This window comes from Achromobacter sp. SX5 (assembly GCF_056711425.1).
This window is the reverse complement of the sequence record NZ_CM160041.1, coordinates 2,670,380-2,694,013: the sequence shown is the minus strand read 5'-3', so window position 1 is coordinate 2,694,013 and position 23,634 is coordinate 2,670,380. Positions and strand designations below refer to the sequence as shown.

At 68.3% G+C, this 23,634-nt stretch carries 20 protein-coding genes and 1 pseudogene; 14 read left to right on the top strand and 7 right to left on the bottom strand.

Annotation, left to right across the window (positions count from 1 at the left end):
- Window positions 1-137: 137 nt before the first annotated feature.
- From glnA to rdgB, 3 genes are all read right to left on the bottom strand, one after another.
- Window positions 138-1,550, bottom strand: coding sequence for a type I glutamate--ammonia ligase (gene glnA / locus AC1M14_RS12805; RefSeq protein ID WP_102771312.1), 1,413 nt, complete (start codon window positions 1,548-1,550; stop codon window positions 138-140).
- A gap of 184 nt (window positions 1,551-1,734) precedes the next feature.
- A complete protein-coding gene (hemW, locus tag AC1M14_RS12800) occupies window positions 1,735-2,958 on the bottom strand; it encodes a radical SAM family heme chaperone HemW (protein ID WP_479731720.1) in 1,224 nt (407 codons plus the stop codon).
- A 7-nt stretch (window positions 2,959-2,965) separates the two neighbouring features.
- Window positions 2,966-3,589: an RdgB/HAM1 family non-canonical purine NTP pyrophosphatase gene (gene rdgB / locus AC1M14_RS12795; RefSeq protein WP_102771314.1), complete on the bottom strand. Its 624-nt coding sequence runs from the start codon at window positions 3,587-3,589 to the stop codon at window positions 2,966-2,968.
- A gap of 108 nt (window positions 3,590-3,697) precedes the next feature.
- Here rdgB and AC1M14_RS12790 point away from each other — a divergent pair, with 108 nt between their 5' ends.
- Complete coding sequence (locus tag AC1M14_RS12790; protein WP_102771315.1) at window positions 3,698-5,548, top strand: EAL domain-containing protein; 1,851 nt, start codon at window positions 3,698-3,700, stop codon at window positions 5,546-5,548.
- A gap of 183 nt (window positions 5,549-5,731) precedes the next feature.
- On the opposite strand, the pseudogene AC1M14_RS12785 reads toward AC1M14_RS12790, so the two are convergent.
- A pseudogene (locus tag AC1M14_RS12785) lies at window positions 5,732-7,117 on the bottom strand (methyl-accepting chemotaxis protein); the annotation flags it as partial.
- A 230-nt stretch (window positions 7,118-7,347) separates the two neighbouring features.
- Between AC1M14_RS12785 and AC1M14_RS12780 the strand changes: the two are divergent.
- Both AC1M14_RS12780 and AC1M14_RS12775 read left to right on the top strand, forming a co-directional pair.
- Window positions 7,348-8,505, top strand: a complete 1,158-nt coding sequence (locus AC1M14_RS12780; RefSeq protein WP_102771317.1) for an acyl-CoA dehydrogenase family protein — start codon at window positions 7,348-7,350, stop codon at window positions 8,503-8,505.
- A 2-nt stretch (window positions 8,506-8,507) separates the two neighbouring features.
- Entirely contained in the window at window positions 8,508-9,884 is a 1,377-nt protein-coding gene (locus AC1M14_RS12775) for an MmgE/PrpD family protein (protein WP_479731719.1), read from the top strand.
- Window positions 9,885-9,923: 39 nt separating this feature from the next.
- On the opposite strand, the gene rph is transcribed toward AC1M14_RS12775, so the two are convergent.
- Window positions 9,924-10,679 (bottom strand): ribonuclease PH, encoded by a 756-nt coding sequence (rph, locus tag AC1M14_RS12770; RefSeq protein ID WP_102771319.1) that lies wholly within the window; start codon window positions 10,677-10,679, stop codon window positions 9,924-9,926.
- A gap of 165 nt (window positions 10,680-10,844) precedes the next feature.
- On the opposite strand from rph, the gene AC1M14_RS12765 reads away from it, so the two are divergent.
- From AC1M14_RS12765 to AC1M14_RS12715, 11 genes are all read left to right on the top strand, one after another.
- Complete coding sequence (locus AC1M14_RS12765) at window positions 10,845-11,786, top strand: YicC/YloC family endoribonuclease (RefSeq protein WP_102771320.1); 942 nt, start codon at window positions 10,845-10,847, stop codon at window positions 11,784-11,786.
- A gap of 189 nt (window positions 11,787-11,975) precedes the next feature.
- The gene (locus AC1M14_RS12760; protein ID WP_479731718.1) at window positions 11,976-12,260 is read left to right on the top strand and encodes a helix-turn-helix domain-containing protein; all 285 of its coding nucleotides are present in this window, start codon (window positions 11,976-11,978) and stop codon (window positions 12,258-12,260) included.
- A gap of 222 nt (window positions 12,261-12,482) precedes the next feature.
- Complete coding sequence (locus AC1M14_RS12755) at window positions 12,483-13,523, top strand: sugar ABC transporter substrate-binding protein (RefSeq protein ID WP_479731717.1); 1,041 nt, start codon at window positions 12,483-12,485, stop codon at window positions 13,521-13,523.
- Complete coding sequence (locus AC1M14_RS12750) at window positions 13,520-15,034, top strand: sugar ABC transporter ATP-binding protein (protein ID WP_479731716.1); 1,515 nt, start codon at window positions 13,520-13,522, stop codon at window positions 15,032-15,034. Before AC1M14_RS12755 ends, AC1M14_RS12750 begins: the two co-directional genes overlap by 4 nt.
- Window positions 15,035-15,041: 7 nt before the next feature.
- On the top strand, window positions 15,042-16,061 hold the full coding sequence (locus tag AC1M14_RS12745; protein ID WP_479731801.1) for an ABC transporter permease: 1,020 nt from the start codon (window positions 15,042-15,044) through the stop codon (window positions 16,059-16,061).
- 37 nt (window positions 16,062-16,098) lie between these two features.
- Window positions 16,099-17,376: an L-fuconate dehydratase gene (locus tag AC1M14_RS12740; RefSeq protein WP_479731715.1), complete on the top strand. Its 1,278-nt coding sequence runs from the start codon at window positions 16,099-16,101 to the stop codon at window positions 17,374-17,376.
- Between the two features lie 3 nt (window positions 17,377-17,379).
- Window positions 17,380-18,264 (top strand): L-fucono-1,5-lactonase, encoded by an 885-nt coding sequence (locus AC1M14_RS12735; RefSeq protein WP_479731714.1) that lies wholly within the window; start codon window positions 17,380-17,382, stop codon window positions 18,262-18,264.
- 23 nt (window positions 18,265-18,287) lie between these two features.
- Window positions 18,288-19,064: an SDR family oxidoreductase gene (locus AC1M14_RS12730; RefSeq protein WP_479731800.1), complete on the top strand. Its 777-nt coding sequence runs from the start codon at window positions 18,288-18,290 to the stop codon at window positions 19,062-19,064.
- An 11-nt stretch (window positions 19,065-19,075) separates the two neighbouring features.
- Window positions 19,076-19,426 (top strand): L-rhamnose mutarotase, encoded by a 351-nt coding sequence (locus tag AC1M14_RS12725; RefSeq protein WP_102771326.1) that lies wholly within the window; start codon window positions 19,076-19,078, stop codon window positions 19,424-19,426.
- A 61-nt stretch (window positions 19,427-19,487) separates the two neighbouring features.
- Window positions 19,488-19,739, top strand: a complete 252-nt coding sequence (locus AC1M14_RS12720) for a type II toxin-antitoxin system Phd/YefM family antitoxin (protein ID WP_479731713.1) — start codon at window positions 19,488-19,490, stop codon at window positions 19,737-19,739.
- The gene (locus tag AC1M14_RS12715; protein WP_479731712.1) at window positions 19,736-20,158 is read left to right on the top strand and encodes a PIN domain-containing protein; all 423 of its coding nucleotides are present in this window, start codon (window positions 19,736-19,738) and stop codon (window positions 20,156-20,158) included. The genes AC1M14_RS12720 and AC1M14_RS12715 overlap by 4 nt, the downstream gene beginning before the upstream one ends.
- 49 nt (window positions 20,159-20,207) lie before the next feature.
- Here the strand turns inward: AC1M14_RS12715 and AC1M14_RS12710 are convergent, their stop codons facing one another.
- Both AC1M14_RS12710 and AC1M14_RS12705 read right to left on the bottom strand, forming a co-directional pair.
- Window positions 20,208-21,695, bottom strand: a complete 1,488-nt coding sequence (locus tag AC1M14_RS12710; protein WP_246842422.1) for an amino acid permease — start codon at window positions 21,693-21,695, stop codon at window positions 20,208-20,210.
- Between the two features lie 230 nt (window positions 21,696-21,925).
- Window positions 21,926-23,425 (bottom strand): AMP nucleosidase, encoded by a 1,500-nt coding sequence (locus AC1M14_RS12705; protein ID WP_440130614.1) that lies wholly within the window; start codon window positions 23,423-23,425, stop codon window positions 21,926-21,928.
- Between the last annotated feature and the right edge of the window lie 209 nt (window positions 23,426-23,634).

Genomic DNA, 23,634 nt, shown 5'->3' with positions numbered 1-23,634 from the left:
GGGAAAGCGGCACCCGGCCCGCCCGCCGGGCGTGCGCCTGGCGGGCGTCGGACCGGGCCGCGAGCCGGCGGCGCCGGCGCGGCGGGCCCTGGTTTCTGCCCGTCACGCCGCTTTCCGCCGGCCGCAACCTCGAACGATCAGAGGCTGTAGTACATGTCGAATTCGACCGGGTGCGTGGTCATGCGCAGACGGTTCACGTCGCCCATCTTCAGGTCGATGTAGGCCGACAGCATGTCGTTGCTGAACACGCCGCCGCGGGTCAGGAACTCGCGGTCGTTGTCCAGCGCCTCCAGGGCCTGCTCCAGCGACGAGCACACGGTCGGGATCTTGGCGTCTTCTTCCGGCGGCAGGTCGTACAGGTTCTTGTCGGCCGGATCGCCCGGGTGAATCTTGTTCTGCACGCCGTCCAGGCCGGCCATCATCAGGGCCGAGAAGGCCAGGTACGGGTTGGCCAGGGGGTCCGGGAAGCGCGCTTCGACGCGGCGGCCCTTGGGGTTGCCCACGTACGGGATGCGGATCGAGGCCGACCGGTTGCGGGCCGAGTAAGCCAGCTTGACCGGGGCTTCGTAGTGCGGGACCAGGCGCTTGTACGAGTTGGTGCCGGGGTTGGTGATGGCGTTCAAGGCGCGGGCGTGCTTGATGATGCCGCCGATGTAGTACAGCGCGAATTCCGACAGGCCGGCGTAACCGTTGCCCGCGAACAGGTTCTGGCCGTCCTTCCAGATCGACTGGTGCACGTGCATGCCCGAGCCGTTGTCGCCGACAATGGGCTTGGGCATGAAGGTGGCGGTCTTGCCGTAGGCGTGGGCCACGTTATGGATGATGTACTTGGTGATCTGCGTCCAGTCGGCGCGCTGCACCAGCGTGCTGAACTTGGTGCCGATTTCGAGCTGGCCGGCGCCGGCCACTTCGTGGTGGTGCACTTCGACCGGCACGCCCATCTGTTCCATCAGCAGGCACATTTCCGAGCGCATGTCCTGGAACGAATCGACCGGGGGCACGGGGAAGTAGCCGCCCTTCACGGCGGGACGGTGGCCGGTGTTGCCGCCTTCGAAGTCCAGGCCGGTGGACCAGGAGGCCTCTTCCGACTTGATCTTGACGAAGGTGCCGGACATGTCGGTGTTCCAGGTCACGCCGTCGAACACGAAGAATTCGGGTTCCGGACCGAAGTAGGCGGTGTCGCCCAGGCCCGAGGACTTGAGGTAGGCTTCGGCGCGCTTGGCCAGCGAGCGCGGGTCGCGGTCATAGCCCTTGAGGTCCGACGGCTCGACCACGTCGCACGACAGGATCAGGGTCGGCTCTTCGCGGAACGGGTCCAGGTTGGCCGTGGCCAGGTCGGGGATGAGCAGCATGTCCGAAGCCTCGATGCCCTTCCAGCCCGGAATCGAGGAACCGTCGAAAGCCTGACCGCTTTCCAGCTTGTCTTCGTCGATCGCGGAGGTGGGCACGGAAACGTGGTGCTCACGGCCGACCGTGTCGGTAAAGCGGAAATCCACGAATTTCACTTCGTTGTCGGCGATCTGTTTCAGGACGTCTTTCGGGCTTGCCATGTCATCTCCATTAGATAAAAGGGTCGAGGGCCTTGCCCGTCGACTGGCATAAACGATGAAGCAATATGCGTGCCAGCTTTCGTCCCCGGGATTGCCCGGGGACGAATATGCGGAGAAGTGAAAATGTAGCACCATATTGGTGCAAAGCGTGGGGCACGACTGCCCCACTCTGGTGCAGAGCTTGCTACAGGAACATTTCCTGCAGGTCATTGAGGAAGCGCCATCCCAGTGCGGTGGCCCGCAGCCGGGTCGGATCGGCGTCCAGCAGGCCCCGTTGCGAGGCCGCCTCCAATTGGTGCGCAATCACGGCCAGCGACAGGCCGGTGCGTTCCTCGAAGCTGCTGGCCGGCACGCCCGCTTTCAGGCGCAGCGCGTTGAGCATGAACTCGAACGGCAGCTCGTCGGCCCCGACCTGGCGGCTTTCCGAGACATGGCTGCCGTCGCGGGCCAGCGCGGCCCGCATCCAGGAATCGGGACTGCGCAGCCGCGCCTCGCGCACGATGCGGTCGTGGAACGACAGCTTGCCGTGGGCGCCCGGGCCGATGCCCAGGTAATCGCCGAATTCCCAGTAGTTCAGGTTGTGGCGGCAGCGCGCCCCCGGCCTGGCGTAGGCCGAGACCTCGTAGCGGTCCAGGCCGGCCGCGGCCAGTTCGGCCTCGATCGCGTCCTGCATGGCCGCGCTGGCGTCGTCGTCGGGCAGGTCCTCGGGTGGAAACTTCGCGAACACCGTGTTGGGCTCCATCGTCAGGTGATAGAGCGACAGGTGCTCGGTGCCGAAGGACACGGCCTCGCGCAGGTCGGCCACACAGGCTTCCTGGGTCTGCCCGGGCAGCGCGAACATCAGGTCCAGGTTGACGCGCGGCGCGGCGCGCTGCGCCATCTCGATGGCCTTTCTGGCCTGGGCGGCGTCGTGGATGCGGCCCAGCTTCTTGAGCTGGACGTCGTCGAAACTCTGGATGCCGAGCGAAAACCGGGTCACGCCGCTGGCGGCGTAGTCGCGCAGGCGCCCTGCCTCGGCCGTGCCCGGATTGGCCTCCATGGTGATCTCGGCGTCGGGCCACAGGTTCAGGCAGGCGCGCAGCATGGCCAGCAGCTCGTCCAGGCCGGCGGCCGACAGCAGGCTGGGCGTGCCCCCGCCGATGAAGACCGACACTACCTGTCGGCCCCAGATGGAAGGCAGCGCCTGCTCCAGGTCGCTGCGCAGCGCGTCCAGATAGGCGCGTTCCGGGATCTCGCCGCCTGGCGCGGCGTGCGAATTGAAATCGCAGTACGGGCATTTGCGCACGCACCAGGGTACGTGCACGTAGAGCGACAGCGGCGGCAGGCTGGTCAGCACCGAGCCGCCGGCCGGCCGCGGGCGCGATGCCGACGCGCCCATATCGTTGCGGATGGGGATGATGATGGACATGCGTGCTTTATGCGTTGCCCAGCTTGCCCAGCAGTTCGCGCAGCGCGCGGGCGCGGTGGCTGACCTGGTTTTTCTCCTGCGGGTCCAGGCTGGCGGCGGTGAGCGCCAGGTCGGGCAGGTAGAAATGCGGGTCGTAGCCGAAGCCGTTGGCTCCTTCGGGCTGGTCGATGATCTCGCCGTGCCACAGGCCTTCGCCGATGAGCGGGCGCGGGTCGTTTTCCGAGCGCACCAGGGCCAGCACCGCCACGTACCAGGCGCTGCGGTCGGCCACGCCGGCCAGCTTTTCCACCAGCAAAGCGTTATTGGATTGGTCGGATTTTTCGCCGCCGTGCATCTGCGCGTAACGCGCCGAGTACACGCCCGGCGCACCGTCCAGCGCGGCCACGCACAGGCCGGAATCGTCGGCCAGGGCCGGCAGCCCGGTCAGGCGGCTGGCGTGGCGGGCCTTGGCCAGCGCGTTTTCGACGAAGGTGACGTGCGGCTCTTCGGCCTCGGGCACGTCCAGCTCGCCTTGGGGCACCAGTTCGATGCCCAGGGGCGCGAACAGGGCCGAGAACTCGCGCAGCTTGCCGGCGTTGTTGGACGCCAACACGACGCGGCGCAGGGAATCAGGGATCTTGGGAGAAGTCATAGCGCAAATTGTATAGGCGCGGCCAGACGCGCGCCGGCGCAACAAGCCGGACATAATTTCTTGTCATGATGAACAACTTGTCACTGAACGTATCTGAACGCACCGGCGATGGATCTCATCCCCAGCTCGTCCCGCCCGGCCGCGGCCCGCGCGACCTCCGCCCTTCCGGACCCCTCCTCTCCCATCAATCTCGCCGGCATATTGCGCCACCGCCTGCTGCATGCGCGCTACCAGCCGGTGATCGACCTGTCCCACAGCCGCGTCTATGGCCATGAAAGCCTGATCCGGGGGCCGGCCGACACCGCGCTGCATTTCCCCGACGCGCTGTTCGCCGAAGCCCGCCGCCAGGGCCTGCATCCGCAACTGGAGCTGGCCAGCTTCCGCGCCGGCGCCCAGGGCTTCCAGCGCCACGACGCCGCCGGCAAGCTGTTCCTGAACCTGTCCGGCTCGGCCCTGATCCATTACTGGAGCCTGTGGGGCGAGGACCTGCCGCGCCGCCTGCTCAAGGATTGCGAACTCGCGCCATCCAGCATCATCGTCGAACTGACCGAGCAGGACTCGCTGGCCGAGCAGATGGACGAGGCCGCCTGCGCCTTCGCCTGTCTGCGCGAATTCGGCATGCGCGTGGCGCTGGACGACTACGGCGTGGGCAATTCGAACCTGCGGCTGTGGTCCGAGATGCAGCCGGACCTGGTCAAGATAGACCGCTACTTCTTCCACGGCATCGGCCAGGACGAGCGCAAGCAGCAGCTGGTGCGCGCCATACTGAAGGTCGCGCAGCACCTGGGCACCGCCGTCGTGGCCGAAGGCATCGAAACCGCCGAGGACCTGGCGGCCGTGCGCGAACTGGACATCCGCTACGCCCAGGGCTGGTTCCTGGGCCGGCCCGAGGAAACCCTGGTGACCGAGCTGGCCCCGCGGCTGCGCGACACGCTGCGGCAGCGCGCGCCCGCCTCGCCGCCGCCGCGCGCCGCCGGCGGCACCGCGGCCAGCCTGCGTGTGCAGGCGCCGGCCGCCCGGCTGCAGGAGCACACCAACGACGACGTGCACCGGCTGTTCATCGAGCACAAGGAGATGCACGCGGTCGCGGTGGTGGACGCCGACAACCGGCCGGTGGGCATCATCAACCGGCGCGACTTCCTCGAACACTATGCGCAGCGCTACACCCGCGAGCTGTTCGGCCGCAACGCCTGCTCCAGCTTCATGAACGCCGAGCCGGTGCTGGTGGACCAGAACGTGTCCATCGACCAGCTCAGCCACGTGCTGATTTCCGAAGACCAGCGCTACCTGATGGACGGCCTGATCATCACCCGCGAGGGCCGCTACGACGGCCTGGCCACCGGCGAGACCCTGGTGCGCTCGGTGACCGAGATGCGCATCGAGGCGGCGCGCTACGCCAATCCGCTGACCTCGCTGCCCGGCAACATCCCCATCAGCCGCCACATCGCCGCGCTGCTCGAAGACGCGGACGACTTCACCATCTGCTATGGCGACCTGAACAATTTCAAGCCCTTCAACGACGTGTACGGCTATTGGCGCGGCGACGACATGATCATGCTGACCGCCGAGGTCATCAAGCGCCATTGCGACCCGCAGCGCGATTTCGTGGGCCACGTGGGCGGCGACGACTTCGTGGTGCTGCTGCGCAGCCCCGACTGGCTGGACCGCGCCCGCCGCATCATCGCGGAATTCAACGAGCGCGCCATCGACCTGTACGACGACGCCGGCCGCCGCAACGGCGGCATCGAGGCCGAGGACCGCTACGGCGTGCCGCGCTTCTTCCCTTTCGTGACGCTGGGCGTGGGCGCGCTGACCGTCACGCCGTCGCTATGCGAGCGCATCCGCCCGGAGGCCATCGCCTCGGCCGCCGCCCACGTCAAGCACAAGGTCAAGCATGGGAATCTGTCGCTGGTGACCGAGCGCTACGCCGGCGCCCCCCTGCCGAATCTCGATAGCTGAGGCCTGGGCCCCGGCGGCGATACGGAACACCGCCACCGCCTGCCGCAGGCCCTGCGCCTGGGCTTCCAGCGCGGCGGCGGCCGCCGCCGTCTGCTCGACCATGGCGGCGTTTTCCTGGGTGGCGCGTTCGATGTCGGCCACCGCATCGTTGACCGAGGCGATGCCGGCGGCCTGTTCGGCCGTGGCGCTGGAGATCTCCGCCACCAGCTGGGTCACCCGGTCCACCGACACGACCATGTCGCGCATGGTGTCGCCGGCCAGGCCCACCTGGCGCACGCCGGCCTCGACCCGTTGCGCGGAATCCTCGATCAGGCCCTTGATCTCGCGGGCCGCCTGGGCGCTGCGTTGCGCCAGCGAGCGCACCTCGCCGGCCACCACCGCGAAGCCCTTGCCCTGCTCGCCGGCGCGCGCCGCTTCCACCGCGGCGTTGAGCGCCAGGATGTTGGTCTGGAACGCGATGCTGTCGACCACCGCGACGATTTCCTCGATGCGGCGGGCGCTGTCGGCGATGCCGCGCATGCTGTGCACCACTTCTTCCACCGCCTGGCCGCCGCGCTGCGCGAGTTCGGTGGCGCCCAGCGCCTGGCGGCTGGCCTGGTCGGCGTTGCCGGCGGTGAGCTGCACGGTGTGGGACAGCTGCGTCAGGTTGGCGGCGGCTTCCTGCAGCGAATCGGCCTGGCGGGCGCTGCGCTCGGACATGTGGGCCCCGCCGGCGGCGATTTCGCTAGCGCCGGTATGGATTTCCTCGACCCCCTGCCGCACCGACGCCACCGCGGCCGACAGCCCGGTCTGCATGCGGCGCATGGCCGAGTACAGCACGCCGATTTCGTTGTCGCCGCGCATGGCGATGGCGCCGGTCAGGTCGCCGTCGGCGATGCGGTCGAAATGCGCGCCGGCCTCGTTCAGCGGGCGCAGGATGCCGCGGCGAAACGCCAGCCGGATCAGCACGGCCAGGATCAGCACGGCCGCCAGCACGCCGGCGGCCACCGCGATCACGCTTTCCAGCGTACGGCTGGCCTCGGCCACCGCGGCCTGGCCCTGCGCCCGGGCGTAAGCCTGGTAGGCGTCGGCCTGCTTGACGTAGGCCGCGCCGCTGGCCGGCAGCACCTTGTCCACCAGCCGGTTCACCTCGATCCCGTTCCAGCCCTTGATGGCCGCCAGCATGGGCGCGAGCGTCTGGCCGGCGAAGGCCTCGTGGGCGGCCAGCACCTGGTCGAACAAGGGCTTGCCCTGCGCGCTGGCGTCCGGGTTGGCGCGCAGCCGGCCCAGGCTGGCGACGGCCTGTTCCAGCAGTTCGGCGGCATGCGCCAGCGACTCGTCGCGCGCCTCCTGCAGACCGCTTTCCATGGCAGTCTTGGCGTCGGTGAGCGCGGCGCGGGCCTGGAACAGCCGGCTGGTCATGTCCGCCAGGTCGCTGGCCCGCTCGATGCTGCCCCGGCCCAGCGCCTCGATGCCGGCGCGGTTGTCGCGCAGCACGACGATGCCGGCGGCCGCCGCCACCGCGAACAGCACCACAAACAACGCAAGAATGGCCGACAACGCCGTCGTGACCCTGATGTTTTTCCGCATATCCGTCCGTCAGTAACCTTGCCGCCCGCGGCGGCACCGGCGGAAATTATGGGTATGCAGTTTGGCAATTTCTTGACACAACCCGGCCTTGCTCCTGACAAACGCCCGTCATGAAACTGCGCTTTTGCGAACAGGAACCCCGTATTAACCAATTGTGAATTGGCATGGCCGGCGCCTTGCGGCACATTCAACGCTGTACCGAACCATTACCACCCATCAGAAACAGCCTCATGCCCAACGCCCACGCCTACCAGGACATCCGCGAAGCCGTACGCGACCTCTGCGCCCAATTCCCCTCCGAGTACTTCCGCAAGATCGACGAAGAACGGGGCTACCCGGAAGCCTTCGTGCGCGCGCTGACCGAGGCCGGCTGGCTGGCCGCCCTGATCCCGCAGGAGTACGGCGGTTCCGGCCTGGGCCTGACCGAAGCCTCGGTCATCATGGAAGAGATCAACCGCAGCGGCGGCAATTCCGGCGCCTGCCACGGCCAGATGTACAACATGGGCACGCTGCTGCGCCACGGCTCCGAAGCCCAGAAGCGCGAATACCTGCCGCGCATCGCCGCCGGCGAACTGCGCCTGCAGTCCATGGGCGTGACCGAGCCCACCACCGGCACCGACACCACCAAGATCAAGACCACCGCCGTCAAGCGCGGCGACCGCTACGTGATCAACGGCCAGAAGGTCTGGATCTCGCGCGTGCAGCACTCGGACCTGATGATCCTGCTGGCCCGCACCACCCCGCTGGAGCAGGTCACGCGCAAATCGGAAGGCATGTCGATCTTCCTGGTGGACCTGCACCACGCCGTCAAGCACGGCATGACCATCCGCCCGATCCCGAACATGGTCAACCACGAGACCAACGAGCTGTTCTTCGACAATCTGGAGATCCCCGAGGAAAACCTGATCGGCGAGGAAGGCAAGGGATTCAAGTACATCCTGGACGGCCTGAACGCCGAACGCACCCTGATCGCCGCCGAGTGCATCGGCGACGGCTACTGGTTCGTCGACAAGGTCACCGCCTACGCCAAGGAACGCATGGTGTTCGGCCGTCCCATCGGCCAGAACCAGGGCGTGCAGTTCCCGATCGCGCGCGCCCACATCAACGTCGAGGCGGCCAGCCTGATGCGCTATGAGGCCTGCCGCCTGTTCGACGCGCACCAGCCCTGCGGCGCGCAGGCCAACATGGCCAAGCTGCTGGCGGCCGACGCGTCCTGGGAAGCGGCCAACGCCTGCCTGCAGTTCCACGGGGGCTTCGGCTTCGCCAACGAATACGACGTGGAACGCAAGTTCCGCGAGACCCGCCTCTACCAGGTCGCGCCGATCTCGACCAACCTGATTCTTTCCTACGTCGCCGAACACATCCTGGGCCTGCCCCGCTCCTTCTGACCATGACCGCAGCCAAAGACACCCCGCACCTGAGCGCCCAACTCGCGGCCTTTGCCGCCAATCTGCGCTACGAAGACATCCCCGCGCCGGTCCTGCGCCGCGCCGAAGACCTGTTGCTGGACTGCCTGGCGTCCATCCTGGCCGGCGCCTCGGCCCGCCCGGTGCAGGCCATCGAACGCTACGCCGCCACCATGGGCCCGGCCGACGGCCCCAGCGAAGTCCTGATCACGCGCCGCCGCACCACGCCGCTGTTCGCCGCGATGGTGAACGCGGCCGCGGCCCACGTGGTCGAACAGGACGACGTGCACAACGGCTCCGTGTTCCACCCCGCCGCCGTGGTGTTCCCGCCCGCGCTGGCCGTGGCGCAGGCGCTGGGCCGCAGCGGCCGCGACCTGCTGGTGGCCGCCGTCGCCGGCTACGAGGTCGGCATCCGCGTGGGCGAATACCTGGGCCGCTCGCACTACAAGATCTTCCACACCACCGGCACCGCCGGCACGCTGGCCGCCGCCGTCACCACCGGACGCCTGCTCAACCTGTCGCCCGAAGCCATGCTGCATGCGCTGGGTTCGGCCGGCACCCAGGCCGCGGGCCTGTGGGAGTTCCTACGCGACGCCGCCGACTCCAAGCAGCTGCACACGGCCAAGGCCGCCGCCGACGGCATCACCGCCGCTTACCTGGCGCAGGACGGCTTCACCGGCGCGCGCCACATACTGGAAGGCCCGCAGGGCATGGCGGCCGGCATGTCCACCGACGCCGATCCGGCGCGCCTGTGCGACCGCCTGGGCGAGCGCTGGGCCCTGGCCGAAACCTCGTTCAAGTTCCACGCCTCCTGCCGCCACACCCATCCGGCCGCGGACGCGCTGCAGCTGGCGCTGCGCGAACACAACCTGACCGAGGCCGACATCGAACGCGTCGTGGCTCACGTGCACCAGGGCGCCATCGACGTGCTGGGTCCGGTCGTCAACCCGCAGACCGTGCACCAGTCCAAGTTCTCGATGGGGACCGTGCTGGCCCTGATCGCGCGCCAGGGCCGCGCCGGCCTGGCCGAGTTCGACGCCGGCCTGGACGACCCCGGCGTCGCGGCCTTCCGCGGCAAGGTCGAAATGGAACTGGACCCGGAAGTCGACGGCGCCTATCCGCAGCGCTGGATCGGCAAGGTCACGGTCTACACCCGCGACGGCCGCCAGCTGCACAGCCGTGTCGACGAACCCAAGGGCGACCCGGGCAATACCCTGAGCCGCGCCGAGATCGAGGACAAGACGCTCAGCCTGGGCCGCTACGCGGACGCCGCGACCGAAGCCGAACTGCGCGGGCTGATCGCCGCGATCTGGGGGCTGGAGAAGGCCGACAAGGTGGGGATGCTGCTGGCGCAGGGGTGAAGGGCGCGGCGTGACGCGCCACCCGCCTGCGCCCCGGCATCAGGCCAACGCCGCGCGCTGCGCCTGCACCAGCCTGCCGATCCCGGCCTCGGCCAGCACCAGCATCGTATCCAGCTCGGCCCGGGTGAAGGTCGCGCCCTCGCCCGTGCCCTGCACCTCCACGAAGGCGCCGGCGCCGGTCATGATGACGTTCACGTCGGCGTCGCAGGCCGAATCTTCCTGGTAGTCCAGGTCCAGCACCGCGCGGCCCTCGACCAGGCCCACCGACACCGCCGCCACCGCGTCGCGGATCGGATTGGTCGCGAGGTCGCCGCGCTTCATCAGCAAGGCGACCGCGTCGGCCGCCGCGACCCAGGCGCCGGTGATGCTGGCGCAGCGCGTGCCGCCGTCGGCCTGCAGCACGTCGCAGTCCAGGTGCAGCGTGCGCTCGCCCAGCGCCTTCATGTCGAACACCGCGCGCAGGCTGCGCCCGATCAGGCGCTGGATTTCCTGCGTGCGGCCGCTTTGCTTGCCGCGCGCCGCCTCGCGGTCGCCGCGGGTGTGCGTGGCGCGCGGCAACATGCCGTATTCGGCGGTGACCCAGCCTTCCCCCTTGCCCTTCAGGAAGGGCGGCACCTTGTCCAGCACGCTGGCCGTGCACAGCACGTGGGTGTTGCCGGCCTTCACCAGCACCGAACCTTCGGCGTAGCGCGTGAATCCGCGTTCGAGGCTGAACGGGCGCAGTTCGTCGACGGCGCGGCCCGACGGGCGGGCGATGGTGGGGGCAGTGGTCACTGGCAGCTCCTGAGATGGCATGGATGGGGCGCATTGTACGGGCTGGGGCCGCAGGAACGCGCCGCTTGGAGTATCCTGCCGCGAGATACCCCGGTTCCAACGTCCCCGCCGGCCAGGCTGCGCCACGGCCGGCGGGCTTTGGCGCTACCGGGCCCCCGATACATGCATCACCAGGATACGCACACCATGATTCGCAGCATGACCGCCTTCGGCAACGCCCGCGCAGACCTGGAACAAGGCACGCTGGCGCTGGAACTGCGCAGCGTCAACAGCCGGTTCCTCGACCTGTACTTCCGCCTGCCCGACGAATTGCGCCACGTGGAGACGCCGCTGCGCGAACTCCTGACCGCCAATCTCGGGCGCGGCAAGGTCGAGATCCGCGTCTCCTATACGCGCAACGCCAGCGCCGACCTGTCCAAGCTCGATCCCGCCTGGCTCGAAGACCTGGCCGAACAATTGCAGGCCGCCCGCCGCATCCTGCCCGACATCGCCCCGCCGCGCCTGGTCGAACTGTTCAACTGGCCCGGCCAGCGCGCCAATGACGCGCTGGACCCGCAGGTCTGGGGCGCGGCCTGCCTGCAGGCCGCCCGCCAGGCGCTGATCCAGCTGCAGGAAGGCCGCGAACGCGAAGGCGAGCGGCTGGCCGGCATGATGCGCGAGTGTGCCGACGGCGTGGCCCGCATCGTCGACACCGTCCAGGCCCACCTGCCCCAGCTGCTGGCCGACCATCGCGACAAGCTCGCCGCCAAGCTGCGCGAAAGCGTGGAATCGGCCTTCCCGGGCGGCTTCGCGCACATCACCGGCGCCGAGCTGTCCGAGCGCCTGTCGCAGGAGGCCAACCTGTTCGCCCTGCGCATCGACGTGGCCGAGGAACTGTCGCGCCTGCGCTCGCACCTGGAAGAACTGCGCCACCTGCTCACCGACGGCGGCGGCAAGCAAGGCGGCAAACACGGCGACAAGAAACCGGCCGGCAGCGCCGGCAAGCGCCTGGACTTCCTGTTCCAGGAAATGAACCGCGAAGCCAACACCCTGGGCTCCAAGGCCGGCAGCATGGACGTCACCCGCGCCGCCATGGACCTGAAACTGCTGATCGAGCAGATGCGGGAACAGGCGCAGAACATCGAATGATGGATCGGGCGGCTCACGCCGTGGCGTCCGAGGCGTTTCAGCGCCGGGCCGCCCGAGTCTCGGGTCAATTGCTCTTCCTTCCACTAATCCATTGGATTAAAATGGAACGCGTACCAAGCCATGCACACGCAACGATCTGGCCAGCCTGGTCGAGATATTGGTGAGCATCTGGAAAGGGCGAGCGAAATCATGAGCACCGCATTCGACAGCATCAAGCAAGGCTTGCAGGAAGCGATTGCCCACGCCAAGGGCGACGCTCGTGGCGTGCGCGTGCATCGTCCCCGCAAGGTCGATGTGAAGGCCGTGCGCGCCAAAGTGGGCATGACCCAGGAGCAGTTCGCGGCTTGCTTCGGCTTTTCCACCGCGACCTTGCGGCACTGGGAGCGCGGCGACCGTTCCCCGAGAGGGCCGGCGCTGGTTCTGCTCAACGTGATCGAACGGAATCCCGAGGCGGTCATCGAAGCGCTCGCCTGAGTCATAAGCCTCAGTGCACAGACAACGCCCCGGCGGCCGCGCATGGCCGCCGGGGCGTTGTGCCGTTCATCTGGGAAAAATCCCAGAATTCGGGCGATCGGTAGCCATTTTTCCGCAGATGAATATATTGGTCGGCAGCAAATAAAGCTGTGACTGGCCGCTGGATCACGGCGCTTGCTACGCATCCCCTGCGACAACGGCGGCATCTGCGGAGACCAGATCATGAAAGCATTGCGCGCCATCCCGGCGCGGGCGCCGCGCCCGCGTTTTCTCCAACGACTGATATTGGCCATCGCATTGGCCGCGCCCGCCGCAGGCATCGCGCACGCCGCGGCCGCGGACAGGATCGGCGTCAACCTGCCGATGCTGACCTCGCCGTTCTGGCAGGCGTACAACGGCTACGTCCTGCAGTTCGCCAAGCAGCTCGAGGCCGACATCCTGGCGCCGGTCAATTCCAACCAGGACCCGGCCCAGCAGATCACCGACGTCTCCAACCTGCTCAATCTCGGCGCCAAGGGGCTGGTGGTCGCGCCGCTGGATTCGGCCGCCATCAGCCGCGCGCTGGAGCTGGCGGAACAGAAGAACGTGCCCGTCGTCGCCGTGGACGTGGCTCCCACCAAGGGCAAGGTGGCCATCGTGGTGCGCGCGGACAACCGCGCCTATGGCACCAAGTCCTGCCAATACCTGGGCGAGCACGTGAAATCGGGGAAGGTGGTGCAGATCATGGGCGACCTGGCCTCGGTCAACGGACGCGACCGCGCCGAAGCCTTCCGCGCCTGCATGAAAGACTACCCCGCCCTGACGGTGCTGGAGATCCCCGCCGGCTGGAAGTCCGACGCGGCCGCCGCGGCCCTGGACAGCCTGCTGTCGGCCAATCCGGACCTGAAGGGCATCTACATGCACGCCGGCGGCGTGTACCTGGCGCCGACCCTGCAGACCTTGCGGCGCAAGGGTCTGCTGCATCCGGCCGGCGACGCCAGGCATATCGTCATCATCAGCAACGACGGCATCGCGCAGGAGTACGACGCGATCCGCAAGGGCCATATCGACGCCACCCTGTCGCAGCCGGCCGACCTGTACGCCAAATTCGGGCTCTATTACGTCAAGGCCGCGATGGCGGGCCAGGCGTTCAAGCCCGGTCGGACCGACCACGGCAGCGTGGTGGTCGAAGTCCTGCCCGGGGTGCTTGAAGACCAGCTTCCCGCGCCCTTGGTGACCCGGCAGAACGTCGACGACCAGTCGCTGTGGGCCAACCAGCAATGAGCGCGCGGCAGCCGACGCCCGTGATGCAGGCACGCGGGCTGTCGAAACGGTTCGGCGCCACGTACGCGCTGCGCGACGTGAGCCTGACCGTGATGCCCGGCGAATCGCACGCGCTGCTCGGACGCAACGGGGCCGGCAAGTCGACGCTGGTCTCCATGCTGACCGGCCTGCGCCGGCCCGACGCCGGCGCCATCGCCTTCAACGGGCAGCCGGCTCCGCCGCTGGCCGACAGCATCGCGTGGCGCCGGCAGGTCGCCTGCGTGTACCAGCACTCGACCATCATCAAAGGCCTGAGCGTCGCCGAAAACCTCTTCATCAACCGCCAGCCGCTGCGCGGCGGCCTGATCGACTGGAAGGCGCTGCGCCGCCAGGCGCGCGACCTGCTCGACGCCTGGCAGATAGACGTGCACGAAGACGCGCGGGCCGGCGACCTGAGCGTCGAGGCGCGCCAGCTGGTCGAGATCGCGTGCGCGCTGTCGCACGGCGCGCGCTTCATCATCCTGGACGAGCCCACGGCCCAGCTGGACGGCGAGGAAATCAAGCGCCTGTTCCGCCGCATACGCGACCTGCAGGACGGCGGCGTCACCTTTCTGTTCATCTCGCACCATCTGCAGGAAACCTACGAAATCTGCCAGACCGCGACGGTGCTGCGCGACGCGCGCCATATCCTGACCCTGCCGGTGGCCGAGCTGCCCAAGGAAACGCTGATCGAAGCGATGACGGGCGAACGCGGCGGCCTGCAGATTCCGGACGCGGCCGGACGCCCGCGCCAGCTCCGCTCGCCCGTGGTGCTGGACGTGCGCGGCCTGCACGGCGCCGACTTCGCCAACGTCAGCCTGCTGGTGCGCAGCAAGGAAATCGTGGGCCTGGTCGGCAGCGCCAGCAGCGGCCGCAGCGGCGTGGCCGAGACGGTCGCCGGTCTCCGGCGCGCGGCCGGCGGCACGATCACGGTGCGTGACGAAGCCCTGCCGCCGGGAAACGTGGCGGCGGCGCTGGCGCGCGGCGTGGGCTGCGTGCCCCGGGACCGGCACCAGGAAGGCCTGGTGCTGACGCAGTCGGTCGGCGAGAACGCAACCATGACCATCCCGGGCCGGCTGGGCCGGTTCGGCTTCATTTGCCCGCGGCGCAAGCGGCAGTCGGCCCAGGCGGCGATCGATGCGCTGGACATCGCGGCCAGCGGCCCCGGGCAGATCGTTTCGGGCCTGTCGGGCGGCAACCAGCAGAAGGTCGTCATGGCGCGCGCGCTGGCCAATACGCCGGACGTGCTGGTGCTGATCGACCCCACGGTCGGCGTGGACATCAAGTCCAAGGAAGCCCTGCTGGCCGCGGTGGACGCGGTCAGGCAGGAAGGCAAGGCCATCCTGCTGTCGAGCAGCGAGCTCGACGACCTGCGCATCTGCGACCGCGTGCTGGTGATGACGCGCGGCGAGGTCACGGCCGAATTCGCGGCCGGTTGGAACGACAGCGAACTGATCGCCCGCATCGAAGGAGTCAGCCTGCATGAAAACTGATTCCGCCATGGCGGCGCACGCCAGCCCCGAGCCGACGATCCACGCCACGGGCAGGCGCCTGGGCGGCCGGCCCGGCCTGGGATGGCTGCGCGACTTCGCCCTGATTCCGGCCCTGGTCATCCTGTTCGTGCTGGGCGCGCTGGTCAGCCCCAGCTTCCTGACGCGCGACAACCTGATCGGCATCCTGGGCGCCTCGGCCGCGCTGGCGCTGGTGGTGGTGGCCGAAACCCTGATCATCCTGACCGGCAAGTTCGACCTGTCCGTCGAGTCCACCGTCGGCTTCGCGCCGGCCATAGGTGCGATGCTGGTCATCCCCGCGGCCGCGGGCGGCTTCGGCACGGAGCTGCCGGTCGCGGCGGGCCTGGCGGCGACGCTGCTGACCGGCGCCTGCGTCGGCCTGCTCAACGGCCTGCTCGTGGTCAAGCTGCGGCTCAACGCCTTCATCGTCACGCTGGCGATGCTGATCGTGCTGCGCGGCATGCTCGTGGGCGCGACCCGCGGCAGCACGCTGTTCGACATGCCGCAGCCGTTTTTCGCGCTGGCTTCCTCTACGCTGCTGGGCCTGCCCTGGTCGGTGTGGCTAGCGGCATTGGTTTTCGCGGCGGCCGGCGTCATGCTGCGCTACCACCGTCTGGGACGCGCCGTGTACGCGATCGGCGGCAACGCGCCGGCGGCGCGCGCGGCGGGCATCAACGTGGACCGCGTCACCTGGGGCGTCTTCACGCTGGCCGGAACGCTGGCCGCCCTGGGCGGACTGATCCTGACCGGCTATGTGGGCGCCATCAACGCCAACCAGGGCAACGGCATGATCTTCACTGTCTTCGCCGCGGCGGTCATCGGCGGCGTATCGCTGGACGGCGGCAAGGGCGGCATGTTCGGCGCGCTGTGCGGGGTGCTGCTGCTGGGCATGGTGCAGAACCTGCTGACGCTGGCCCAGGTGCCGTCATTCTGGATCCAGGCCATCTACGGCGCCATCATCCTGGGCGCGCTGATGGTGGCCAAGCTCACGGGCGAAAACCAGCAATGACCCACGACCGCTTGCGCAACTTCCCCATGGGGCGACCATGACCAGAATCCGATCCATGCGTGTGCTGGACCTGCGTTTTCCGACCTCCCGCCAGCTGGACGGCTCGGACGCGATGAATCCCGATCCGGACTATTCCGCGGCCTACGTGATCCTGGAGACCGACCAGCCCGGGCTCGAAGGCCACGGGCTCACCTTCACCATCGGCCGCGGCAACGAAATCTGCTGCGCCGCGATCAAGGCCCTGCGGCACCTGGTGGAAGGCCTGAGCCTGGACTCGATACGCGCCGACATGGGCGGTTTCTGGCGCCACGTCACCTCGGACAGCCAGCTGCGCTGGATCGGTCCGGACAAGGGCGCGATCCACCTGGCCACCGCGGCGGTGGTCAACGCGGCCTGGGACCTGTGGGCCAAGGCCGAGGGCAAGCCGCTGTGGCGCCTGGTCGCGGATCTCTCGCCCGAGGCGTTCGTGCGCGCCCTGGATTTCCGCTACATGACCGACGGCATCACGCAGCAGGAGGCGCTGGTCCTGCTGCGCCGGCAGGAAGCCGGCAAGACGCAGCGCATACGCACGCTGGAACGCGAGGGCTATCCCTGCTACACCACCTCGGCCGGCTGGCTGGGCTATGACGACGCCAAGCTGCGGCGCCTGTGCCATGAAGCCCTGGCCAGCGGCTTCAATCACATCAAGCTCAAGGTGGGCCGCGATCTGCACGCCGACATCCGGCGCGTGACGATCGCCCGCGAAGCGTTGGGGCCGCACCGGCACCTGATGCTCGACGCCAACCAGGTATGGGAAGTCGGCCAGGCCATAGACTGGGTGCGCCAGCTGGCCTTCGCCAAGCCCTGGTTCATCGAGGAGCCCACCAGCCCCGACGACGTGGAAGGCCACCGCGCCGTGAAGCTGGGCGTCGCGCCCATCAAGGTCGCCAGCGGCGAGATGTGCCAGAACCGCATCCTGTTCAAGCAGATGATCATGCGGGGCGCCATCGACATCGTGCAGGTCGACGCATGCCGGCTGGGCGGCGTCAACGAAGTGCTGCTGGTGCTGCTGCTGGCCGCCAAGTATGGCCTGCCGGTGTGCCCCCATGCCGGCGGCGTGGGGCTGTGCGAGTACGTGCAGCACCTGTCCATGATCGACTATGTCTGCGTCAGCGGGACGCGCGCCGGCCGCGTGACCGAATACGTGGACCATCTGCACGAGCACTTCATCGACCCCTGCGTCATACGCAATGCCGCCTATATGCCGCCGCGCGCCCCCGGTTTCTCGATCGAGATGAAACCCGAATCGCTGGAGCGGTACCGGCACCGCCCCTGAACCATGGCCACGCCCGCCGTCCCGCCGCGCATCGACGCGCACGTGCATTTCTGGCGCTACTCGGCCGAAGACCATCCCTGGATCGGCGCCGACATGCCCGCGCTCAGGCAGGACAGAAACCCGGCCGACCTGCTGCCCGCCTTGCAGGCGGCCGGGCTGGACGGCGTCGTGGCGGTGCAGGCGCGCGGCAGCATCGCCGAAACCGATTTTCTGCTGGAGCTGGCGCGCCGGCACGGCTGGATACGCGGCGTGGTCGGCTGGGCGGACCTAGCCGCCGGCGACCTGGAGGCGCAATTGGAAGCCTGGCGCGGCACGCCGCGCCTGTGCGGCCTGCGGCATCAGGTGCAGGACGAGCTCGATGCCGACGCCTTCCTGGCCTCGCCGGCGGTGCGGCGCGGCATCGCGTTGCTGCAGGCCCGGGGCCATGCCTATGACGTGCTGGTGCGCAGCCCTCAGATGGACGCCGCCGCGGCCTTTTGCGCCCGGCATGACGCGCACTGGCTGGTGCTGGACCACCTGGGCAAGCCGCCCCTGGCGGCCATGGCCTCGGACGCCGGCGCCCATGCCCGCTGGCGCGCCTCGCTAGACAAGTTCCGGGACATGGGGCACGTCGCGTGCAAGCTGTCCGGCCTGGTCACCGAGGCTGACTGGCGGCGCGGCCTGCAAGCCACGGACAGGGCCGACATCATCCGCTGTCTGGACGCCGCCTTGGGCGTCTTCGGACCGCGCCGGCTGATGTACGGCTCGGACTGGCCGGTCTGCCTGCTTGCCGGCGCCTATGGCGAGGCCCACCAAATCGTGGAGGACTGGGCGCGCGACCGCCTGTCGGCCGACGAACGGGCCGCGCTATGGGGCGGCGCCGCCGCGGCGTGCTACGGCCTGACCTGACCTTTCCGAAGAGCGAGGCTTCCATGGACCTGCACCTGCAAGACAAGACCATCTTCGTCACCGGCGGCGCCAGCGGCATCGGCGCGGCGATATCGCTGCGCCTGGCGCAAGAAGGCGCGATTCCGCTGATCTGCGGCAAGCGCCCGATGACGCGCGCATTCGAGCGCGAGTTGCTGGGCCTGCAGCCGAAGGCGCGCTGCTTCCTGTTCGACCTGACCGACGAGGCGGCCTGCCGCGACGCGGTCGAACAGGCCGCCGCCGCATGCGGACGCATCGATGGGCTGGTCAACAATGCCGGCGTCAACGACGGCGTGGGTCTGGACGCCGGACGCGCAGCCTTCGTGCGCTCGCTGGAAGCGAACCTGATCCACTACTACGTGATGGCCCACCACTGCCTCGCCCACCTGAAGGCAAGCCGCGGCGCCATCGTCAATATTTCGTCCAAGACCGCGGTGACCGGCCAGGGCGGCACCAGCGGCTATTGCGCATCCAAGGGCGCGCAACTCTCGCTCACGCGCGAATGGGCCGCGGCGCTGGCCCAACACGGCGTGCGCGTCAACGCCGTGGCGCCGGCCGAAGTCATGACCCCACTGTATCGGCGCTGGTTGGACGGCTTCGACGATCCGCCGCGCAAACTGGCGGACATCGTGTCCAGAATCCCCCTGGAACGCCGCATGACCACGTCCGACGAAATCGCCGACACCGTCGTATTCCTGCTGTCGGACCGCGCGTCCCACACCACCGGCCAGTGGCTCTTCGTCGACGGCGGCTACACCCACCTGGACCGCGCCCTGACCTGAACGAGACAGCCATGCGCCATTGCTACGCGCTGGACCTGCGCGACGACGCCGGATCGATCGCGCAGTACGAAGCCCACCACCGCCGCATCTGGCCCGAAGTGGCGGCGCACCTGCGCCGCCACGGCGTGCTGGGCATGGAGATCTACCGCCTGGGCACCCGCATGGTGATGGTGATGGACACCGACGACGCCGTATACGACCCCGAGGCCATGGCGCGGTCCGCCGGGAGCGACACCCGGCTGCGGGAATGGGAAGCGCTGATGTGGACCTTCCAGGCGCCGACGCCGTGGACGCCTCCTGGGGAGAAATGGACGCCGATGCGGCGCATTTTCAATCTGGACGAGCAGCCGCTCGCCACTTGATTGGCGCACTCGGGGATAGCCGTTAAAATCTGACTAGTCTAGTCAGAACCAGGAGGTAGGTATGCATGCCTGGCAAATGCAGGAAGCTAAATCCCGCTTGTCCGAACTCGTCAAGGCGGCCGCAAGCCAAGGTCCGCAGGAAATTACCGTCCACGGTCGATCTGTGGCGATCGTCCTTTCCCGGGCCGACTACGACAAGCTTGCAGGCACCGGAGAATCTCTCGTCGCCTTCATGCGCCGATCTCCGCTGGCCGGAGACGAAGATCTGGACTTTTCCCGTGACCGCAGCCTGACCCGCGAGGAAGGACTTTGAGCTATCTGATCGACACCAATGTCCTATCGGAATTGCGCCGGAAACAACCGGATGGCAACGTGGTCGGCTGGATGGAGAATTGCCCACCCACGGCGTTGTTCCTATCCGTACTGACGCTGGGGGAGCTGCGCAAAGGCATAGAGCAGATGCCGGATGACGACCGAAAGCGCCGCTACCTGGATTGGCTGGAGGTCGAGCTGCCCCGATTCTTCAGTGGGCGCGTGCTGGCCGTTGACGAAGCGGTAGCGGACTGCTGGGGACGCCTGATGGCCCAGGCCGGGCGGGCGATGCCCGCCATAGACAGTTTGCTTGCGGCCACCGCATTTACGCACAGACTGACACTGGTCACGCGCAACGAGCGGGACTTTCAACACCACGGCCTCGATATCATCAATCCGTGGGAATCCGCTCATCCCTAAGGACAGCGGCGTCCAGGCCATGCCGGCCCGGGTTCGATCCACCCCTGCCTCAGCGCGCCTCCCCCGCCGCCGGCTCGCCGCGCAGGGCCGAGTCCAGATACTCGCTGCGGGCGCGGGCGTCCGGGAATTTCATGTCGCGGTAGCTGACGAAGCGCGAGCCGCGGGCCAGGCGGTAGCCGGCCCAGATCAGCAGGAACAGCGGGATGCCGATATAGGTCGCGACCACGCCGCCCCAGTCGATCCGGTCCTGCAGAAAGGCCTGGTAGTTCTGGCCCAGCGTGATGACCAGGCACAGCACGAAGGCGAAGATCGGGCCGAACGGGAAGAACGGCGACACGTACGGCAGGTCCGCGAGGTTGTGGCCCTGCTTGAGGTAGCCGCGGCGGAAGCGGTAGTGGCTGATGGCGATGCCCAGCCAGGCGATGAAGCCCGTCATGCCCGAGGTGTTCAGCAGCCAGATGTAGACGGCGTTGGGGCTGAACAGGAAGGTGAAGAAGCACAGCGCGGCGACGGCCGTGGTGGCCAGCAGCGCCCACAGCGGCACGCCGGTGCGCGAGATGCGGCCGAAGATGCGCGGGGCCTTGCCCTCGCGGGCCAGGCTGTAGAGCATGCGCGTGGCCGCGTACATGCCGGAGTTACCGGCCGACAGCACCGAGGTCAGCACCACGGCGTTCATGACCGAGGCCGCGCCCAGCAGGCCGGCGCGTTCGAAGATCAGGGCGAACGGGCTGACGCTGATGTCCTCGACTTCGTTGCGCAGCAGGTGCGGGTCGGTATAGGGAATGAGCAGGCCGATCACCAGGATGGCCATCACGTAGAACAGCAGAATGCGCCAGAACACCTGGCGCACCGCGCGCGGCAGGTTGCGCGCCGGGTCCTTGGACTCGCCGGCGGCGATGCCGATCAGTTCGGTGCCCTGGAACGAAAAGCCCACCACCATGGCCACGCCGATCAGCGCGGCGAAGCCGCCCGCGAACGGCGCGTCGCCCACGGTCCAGTTCTCCAGCCCTCCGGCCTCGCCGCCGCGGATGATGCCCAGCAGCATCATCACGCCCATGGCCACGAAGGCCAGCACCGCGATCACCTTGATCAGCGCGAACCAGAATTCCGCTTCGCCGAAGCCGCGCGCCGACATCGCGTTCAGGCCGAAGGTCAGCAGCAGGAACAAGGCGCTCCAGTAAAAGCCCGGCACGTCCGGAAACCAGTACGCCATGACGAGCTGGGCCGCCACCAGGTCCACCGCCACCGTCACCGCCCAGTTGTACCAGTAGTTCCAGCCCAGCGCGAAGCCGAAGCCGTCTTCCACGTAGCGCGCGCCGTAGGTCGAGAACGAACCCGACACCGGCATGGCGGCGGCCAGTTCGCCCAGGCTGGTCATCAGGAAATACACCATCAGCCCGATCAGCACATAGCCCAGCAGCGCCCCGCCCGGGCCGGCCTTGGCAATGGTCGCGCCCGAGGCCACGAACAGGCCGGTGCCGATGGAGCCGCCCACCGCGATCATCGTCAGGTGCCGCGCGGACAGGGAGCGGCGCAGCTCCGACGGCCGCCCGGCCTGTGTCGCGCGCGAGCCGCCGGCGCGGCGTTCATCGTGTTCCGATGCTGCCAAAATGCATTCCTTCAGGTCATGAAGGCGCCCGCGCGGGTTGCGCCGGCGCCTGGGGATTTCCAAGCAACCGGCGAGAATAGCGCAATCGGCCCCGACTGGCGAAATGAAAGTGCTTCGGGGACGGATCAATGGGCCGCCGGCGGCGGCCCGCTGCGCGGCTACTGGAAGGCGGTTTCCATGAAGGTGCGCAGCTTGCGCGAATGCAGCCGTTCGGGTGGCATGCCGCGCAGGCGCTCCAGCGCCCGGATGCCGATTTCCAGGTGCTGGTTCACCTGGCGGCGGTAGAAGGCGCTGGCCATGCCGGGCAGCTTCAGTTCGCCGTGCAGCGGCTTGTCCGACACGCACAGCAGGGTGCCGTACGGCACGCGGAAGCGAAAGCCGTTGGCGGCGATGGTGGCGGATTCCATGTCCAGCGCGATGGCGCGCGATTGCGCGAAGCGCTCCACCAGTTCTAGGTGGTCGCGCAGCTCCCAGTTGCGGTTGTCGATGGTGGCGACCGTGCCGGTGCGCATGATGCGCTTGAGGTCCCAGCCCGACAGCCCGGCCACCTCTTCCACCGCCTGCTCCAGCGCCACCTGCACTTCGGCCAGCGCCGGCACCGGCACCCAGGTGGGCAGATCGTCGTCGAGCACGTGGTCTTCGCGCACGTAACCGTGCGCCAGCACGTAGTCGCCCAGCTTCTGCGAGTCGCGCAGGCCGGCGCAATGGCCCAGCATCAGCCAGGCGTGCGGCCGCAGCACCGCGATGTGGTCGGTGATGGTCTTGGCGTTGGACGGGCCCACGCCGATGTTGACCAGCGTGATGCCGGAATGGTCGCCGCGCACCAGGTGGTAGGCCGGCATCTGCGGCAGCCGCACGCCCTGCTCCTCGTTGCCCGGCCCGCTTTCGCCGCGCCGCGTGATGCGGTTGCCCGGCTCCACCAGCATTTCATAGTCTTCGTTGCCGCTGGCCATGAGCGCGCGGGCGCGCGCGCAGAACTCGTCGACGTAGAACTGGTAGTTGGTGAACAGCACGAAATTCTGGAAATGCGCCGGCGCGGTCGAGGTGTAGTGCTGCAAGCGGTGCAGCGAATAATCCACGCGCTGGGCGGTGAACGGCGCCAGCGGCTTGGGCTCGCCCTCTTTGCCGCGCCACGAGCCGTTGACGATGGCGTCGTCGGTCACGGCCAGGTCCGGCACGTCGAACAGGTCGCGCAGCGGCCGGCGCAGCGCCTCCAGGTGCTCGCCTTCGACGTAGGCGCCCTCGGGAAAGGCGAAATGCAGCGGGATGGGCGAATCGGATTCGCCCACTTCCACCGCCACGCGGTGGTTCTGCAGCAGCTGGCCGACCTGCTCGATCAGGTAGTCGCGAAACAGCGCCGGCTGCGTGATGGTGGTCTGGTAGATGCCGGGCTCGGCCACGTGGCCGTAGGAAAGCCGGGTGTCGATCGGGTCGTAGGTCTCGACCACGATGCGGATGGCGGGATAGTAGGCGCGGACGCGGGCGCGGCCGTTGCCGGCGCCCTGGAGCACGTCGTGAAACGCCGCCCGCAGGAACGCGGTATTGCGCGAGTAGATTTCGATCAGCCGCTCGACCGCCGACACGGCATCCTGGAACGGCTCGAAAGGCACGGGGTCCGGCCGGTTCATGGAAGACAACGGATGTACTGCGTTCATCATCGAGTTCTGCTCCCTTGCATATCCCGCCGATTATGCCCGAGCGCGGGTGTCCGGGAGCGTCATATTCCGGCGCCGGCGGACGGCGGCGGCCGGTAACGTCTGCCGACAACGATGCTGCATTGCACTACAAATGTAATGAAACTTTATTCCATTACAATGTCGTGGCAATCCGGGGTCATGCGTCCCGGAACCGCCCCCTTTCCGCCGGC

Bases quoted from the DNA above. Each gene is read 5' to 3' on its own strand.
- AC1M14_RS12760 (WP_479731718.1), top strand. From the start codon at position 11,976: ATGAGCACCGCATTCGACAGCATCAAGCAAGGCTTGCAGGAAGCGATT.
- AC1M14_RS12755 (WP_479731717.1), top strand. From the start codon at position 12,483: ATGAAAGCATTGCGCGCCATCCCGGCGCGGGCGCCGCGCCCGCGTTTT.
- AC1M14_RS12745 (WP_479731801.1), top strand. From the start codon at position 15,042: ATGGCGGCGCACGCCAGCCCCGAGCCGACGATCCACGCCACGGGCAGG.
- rph (WP_102771319.1), bottom strand. From the start codon at position 10,679: ATGCCATCTCAGGAGCTGCCAGTGACCACTGCCCCCACCATCGCCCGC.
- AC1M14_RS12720 (WP_479731713.1), top strand. From the start codon at position 19,488: ATGCATGCCTGGCAAATGCAGGAAGCTAAATCCCGCTTGTCCGAACTC.
- AC1M14_RS12730 (WP_479731800.1), top strand. From the start codon at position 18,288: ATGGACCTGCACCTGCAAGACAAGACCATCTTCGTCACCGGCGGCGCC.
- glnA (WP_102771312.1), bottom strand. From the start codon at position 1,550: ATGGCAAGCCCGAAAGACGTCCTGAAACAGATCGCCGACAACGAAGTG.
- AC1M14_RS12705 (WP_440130614.1), bottom strand. From the start codon at position 23,425: ATGATGAACGCAGTACATCCGTTGTCTTCCATGAACCGGCCGGACCCC.
- AC1M14_RS12780 (WP_102771317.1), top strand. From the start codon at position 7,348: ATGCCCAACGCCCACGCCTACCAGGACATCCGCGAAGCCGTACGCGAC.
- AC1M14_RS12765 (WP_102771320.1), top strand. From the start codon at position 10,845: ATGATTCGCAGCATGACCGCCTTCGGCAACGCCCGCGCAGACCTGGAA.
- hemW (WP_479731720.1), bottom strand. From the start codon at position 2,958: ATGTCCATCATCATCCCCATCCGCAACGATATGGGCGCGTCGGCATCG.
- AC1M14_RS12735 (WP_479731714.1), top strand. From the start codon at position 17,380: ATGGCCACGCCCGCCGTCCCGCCGCGCATCGACGCGCACGTGCATTTC.
- AC1M14_RS12725 (WP_102771326.1), top strand. From the start codon at position 19,076: ATGCGCCATTGCTACGCGCTGGACCTGCGCGACGACGCCGGATCGATC.
- AC1M14_RS12740 (WP_479731715.1), top strand. From the start codon at position 16,099: ATGACCAGAATCCGATCCATGCGTGTGCTGGACCTGCGTTTTCCGACC.
- rdgB (WP_102771314.1), bottom strand. From the start codon at position 3,589: ATGACTTCTCCCAAGATCCCTGATTCCCTGCGCCGCGTCGTGTTGGCG.
- AC1M14_RS12790 (WP_102771315.1), top strand. From the start codon at position 3,698: ATGGATCTCATCCCCAGCTCGTCCCGCCCGGCCGCGGCCCGCGCGACC.
- AC1M14_RS12775 (WP_479731719.1), top strand. From the start codon at position 8,508: ATGACCGCAGCCAAAGACACCCCGCACCTGAGCGCCCAACTCGCGGCC.
- AC1M14_RS12750 (WP_479731716.1), top strand. From the start codon at position 13,520: ATGAGCGCGCGGCAGCCGACGCCCGTGATGCAGGCACGCGGGCTGTCG.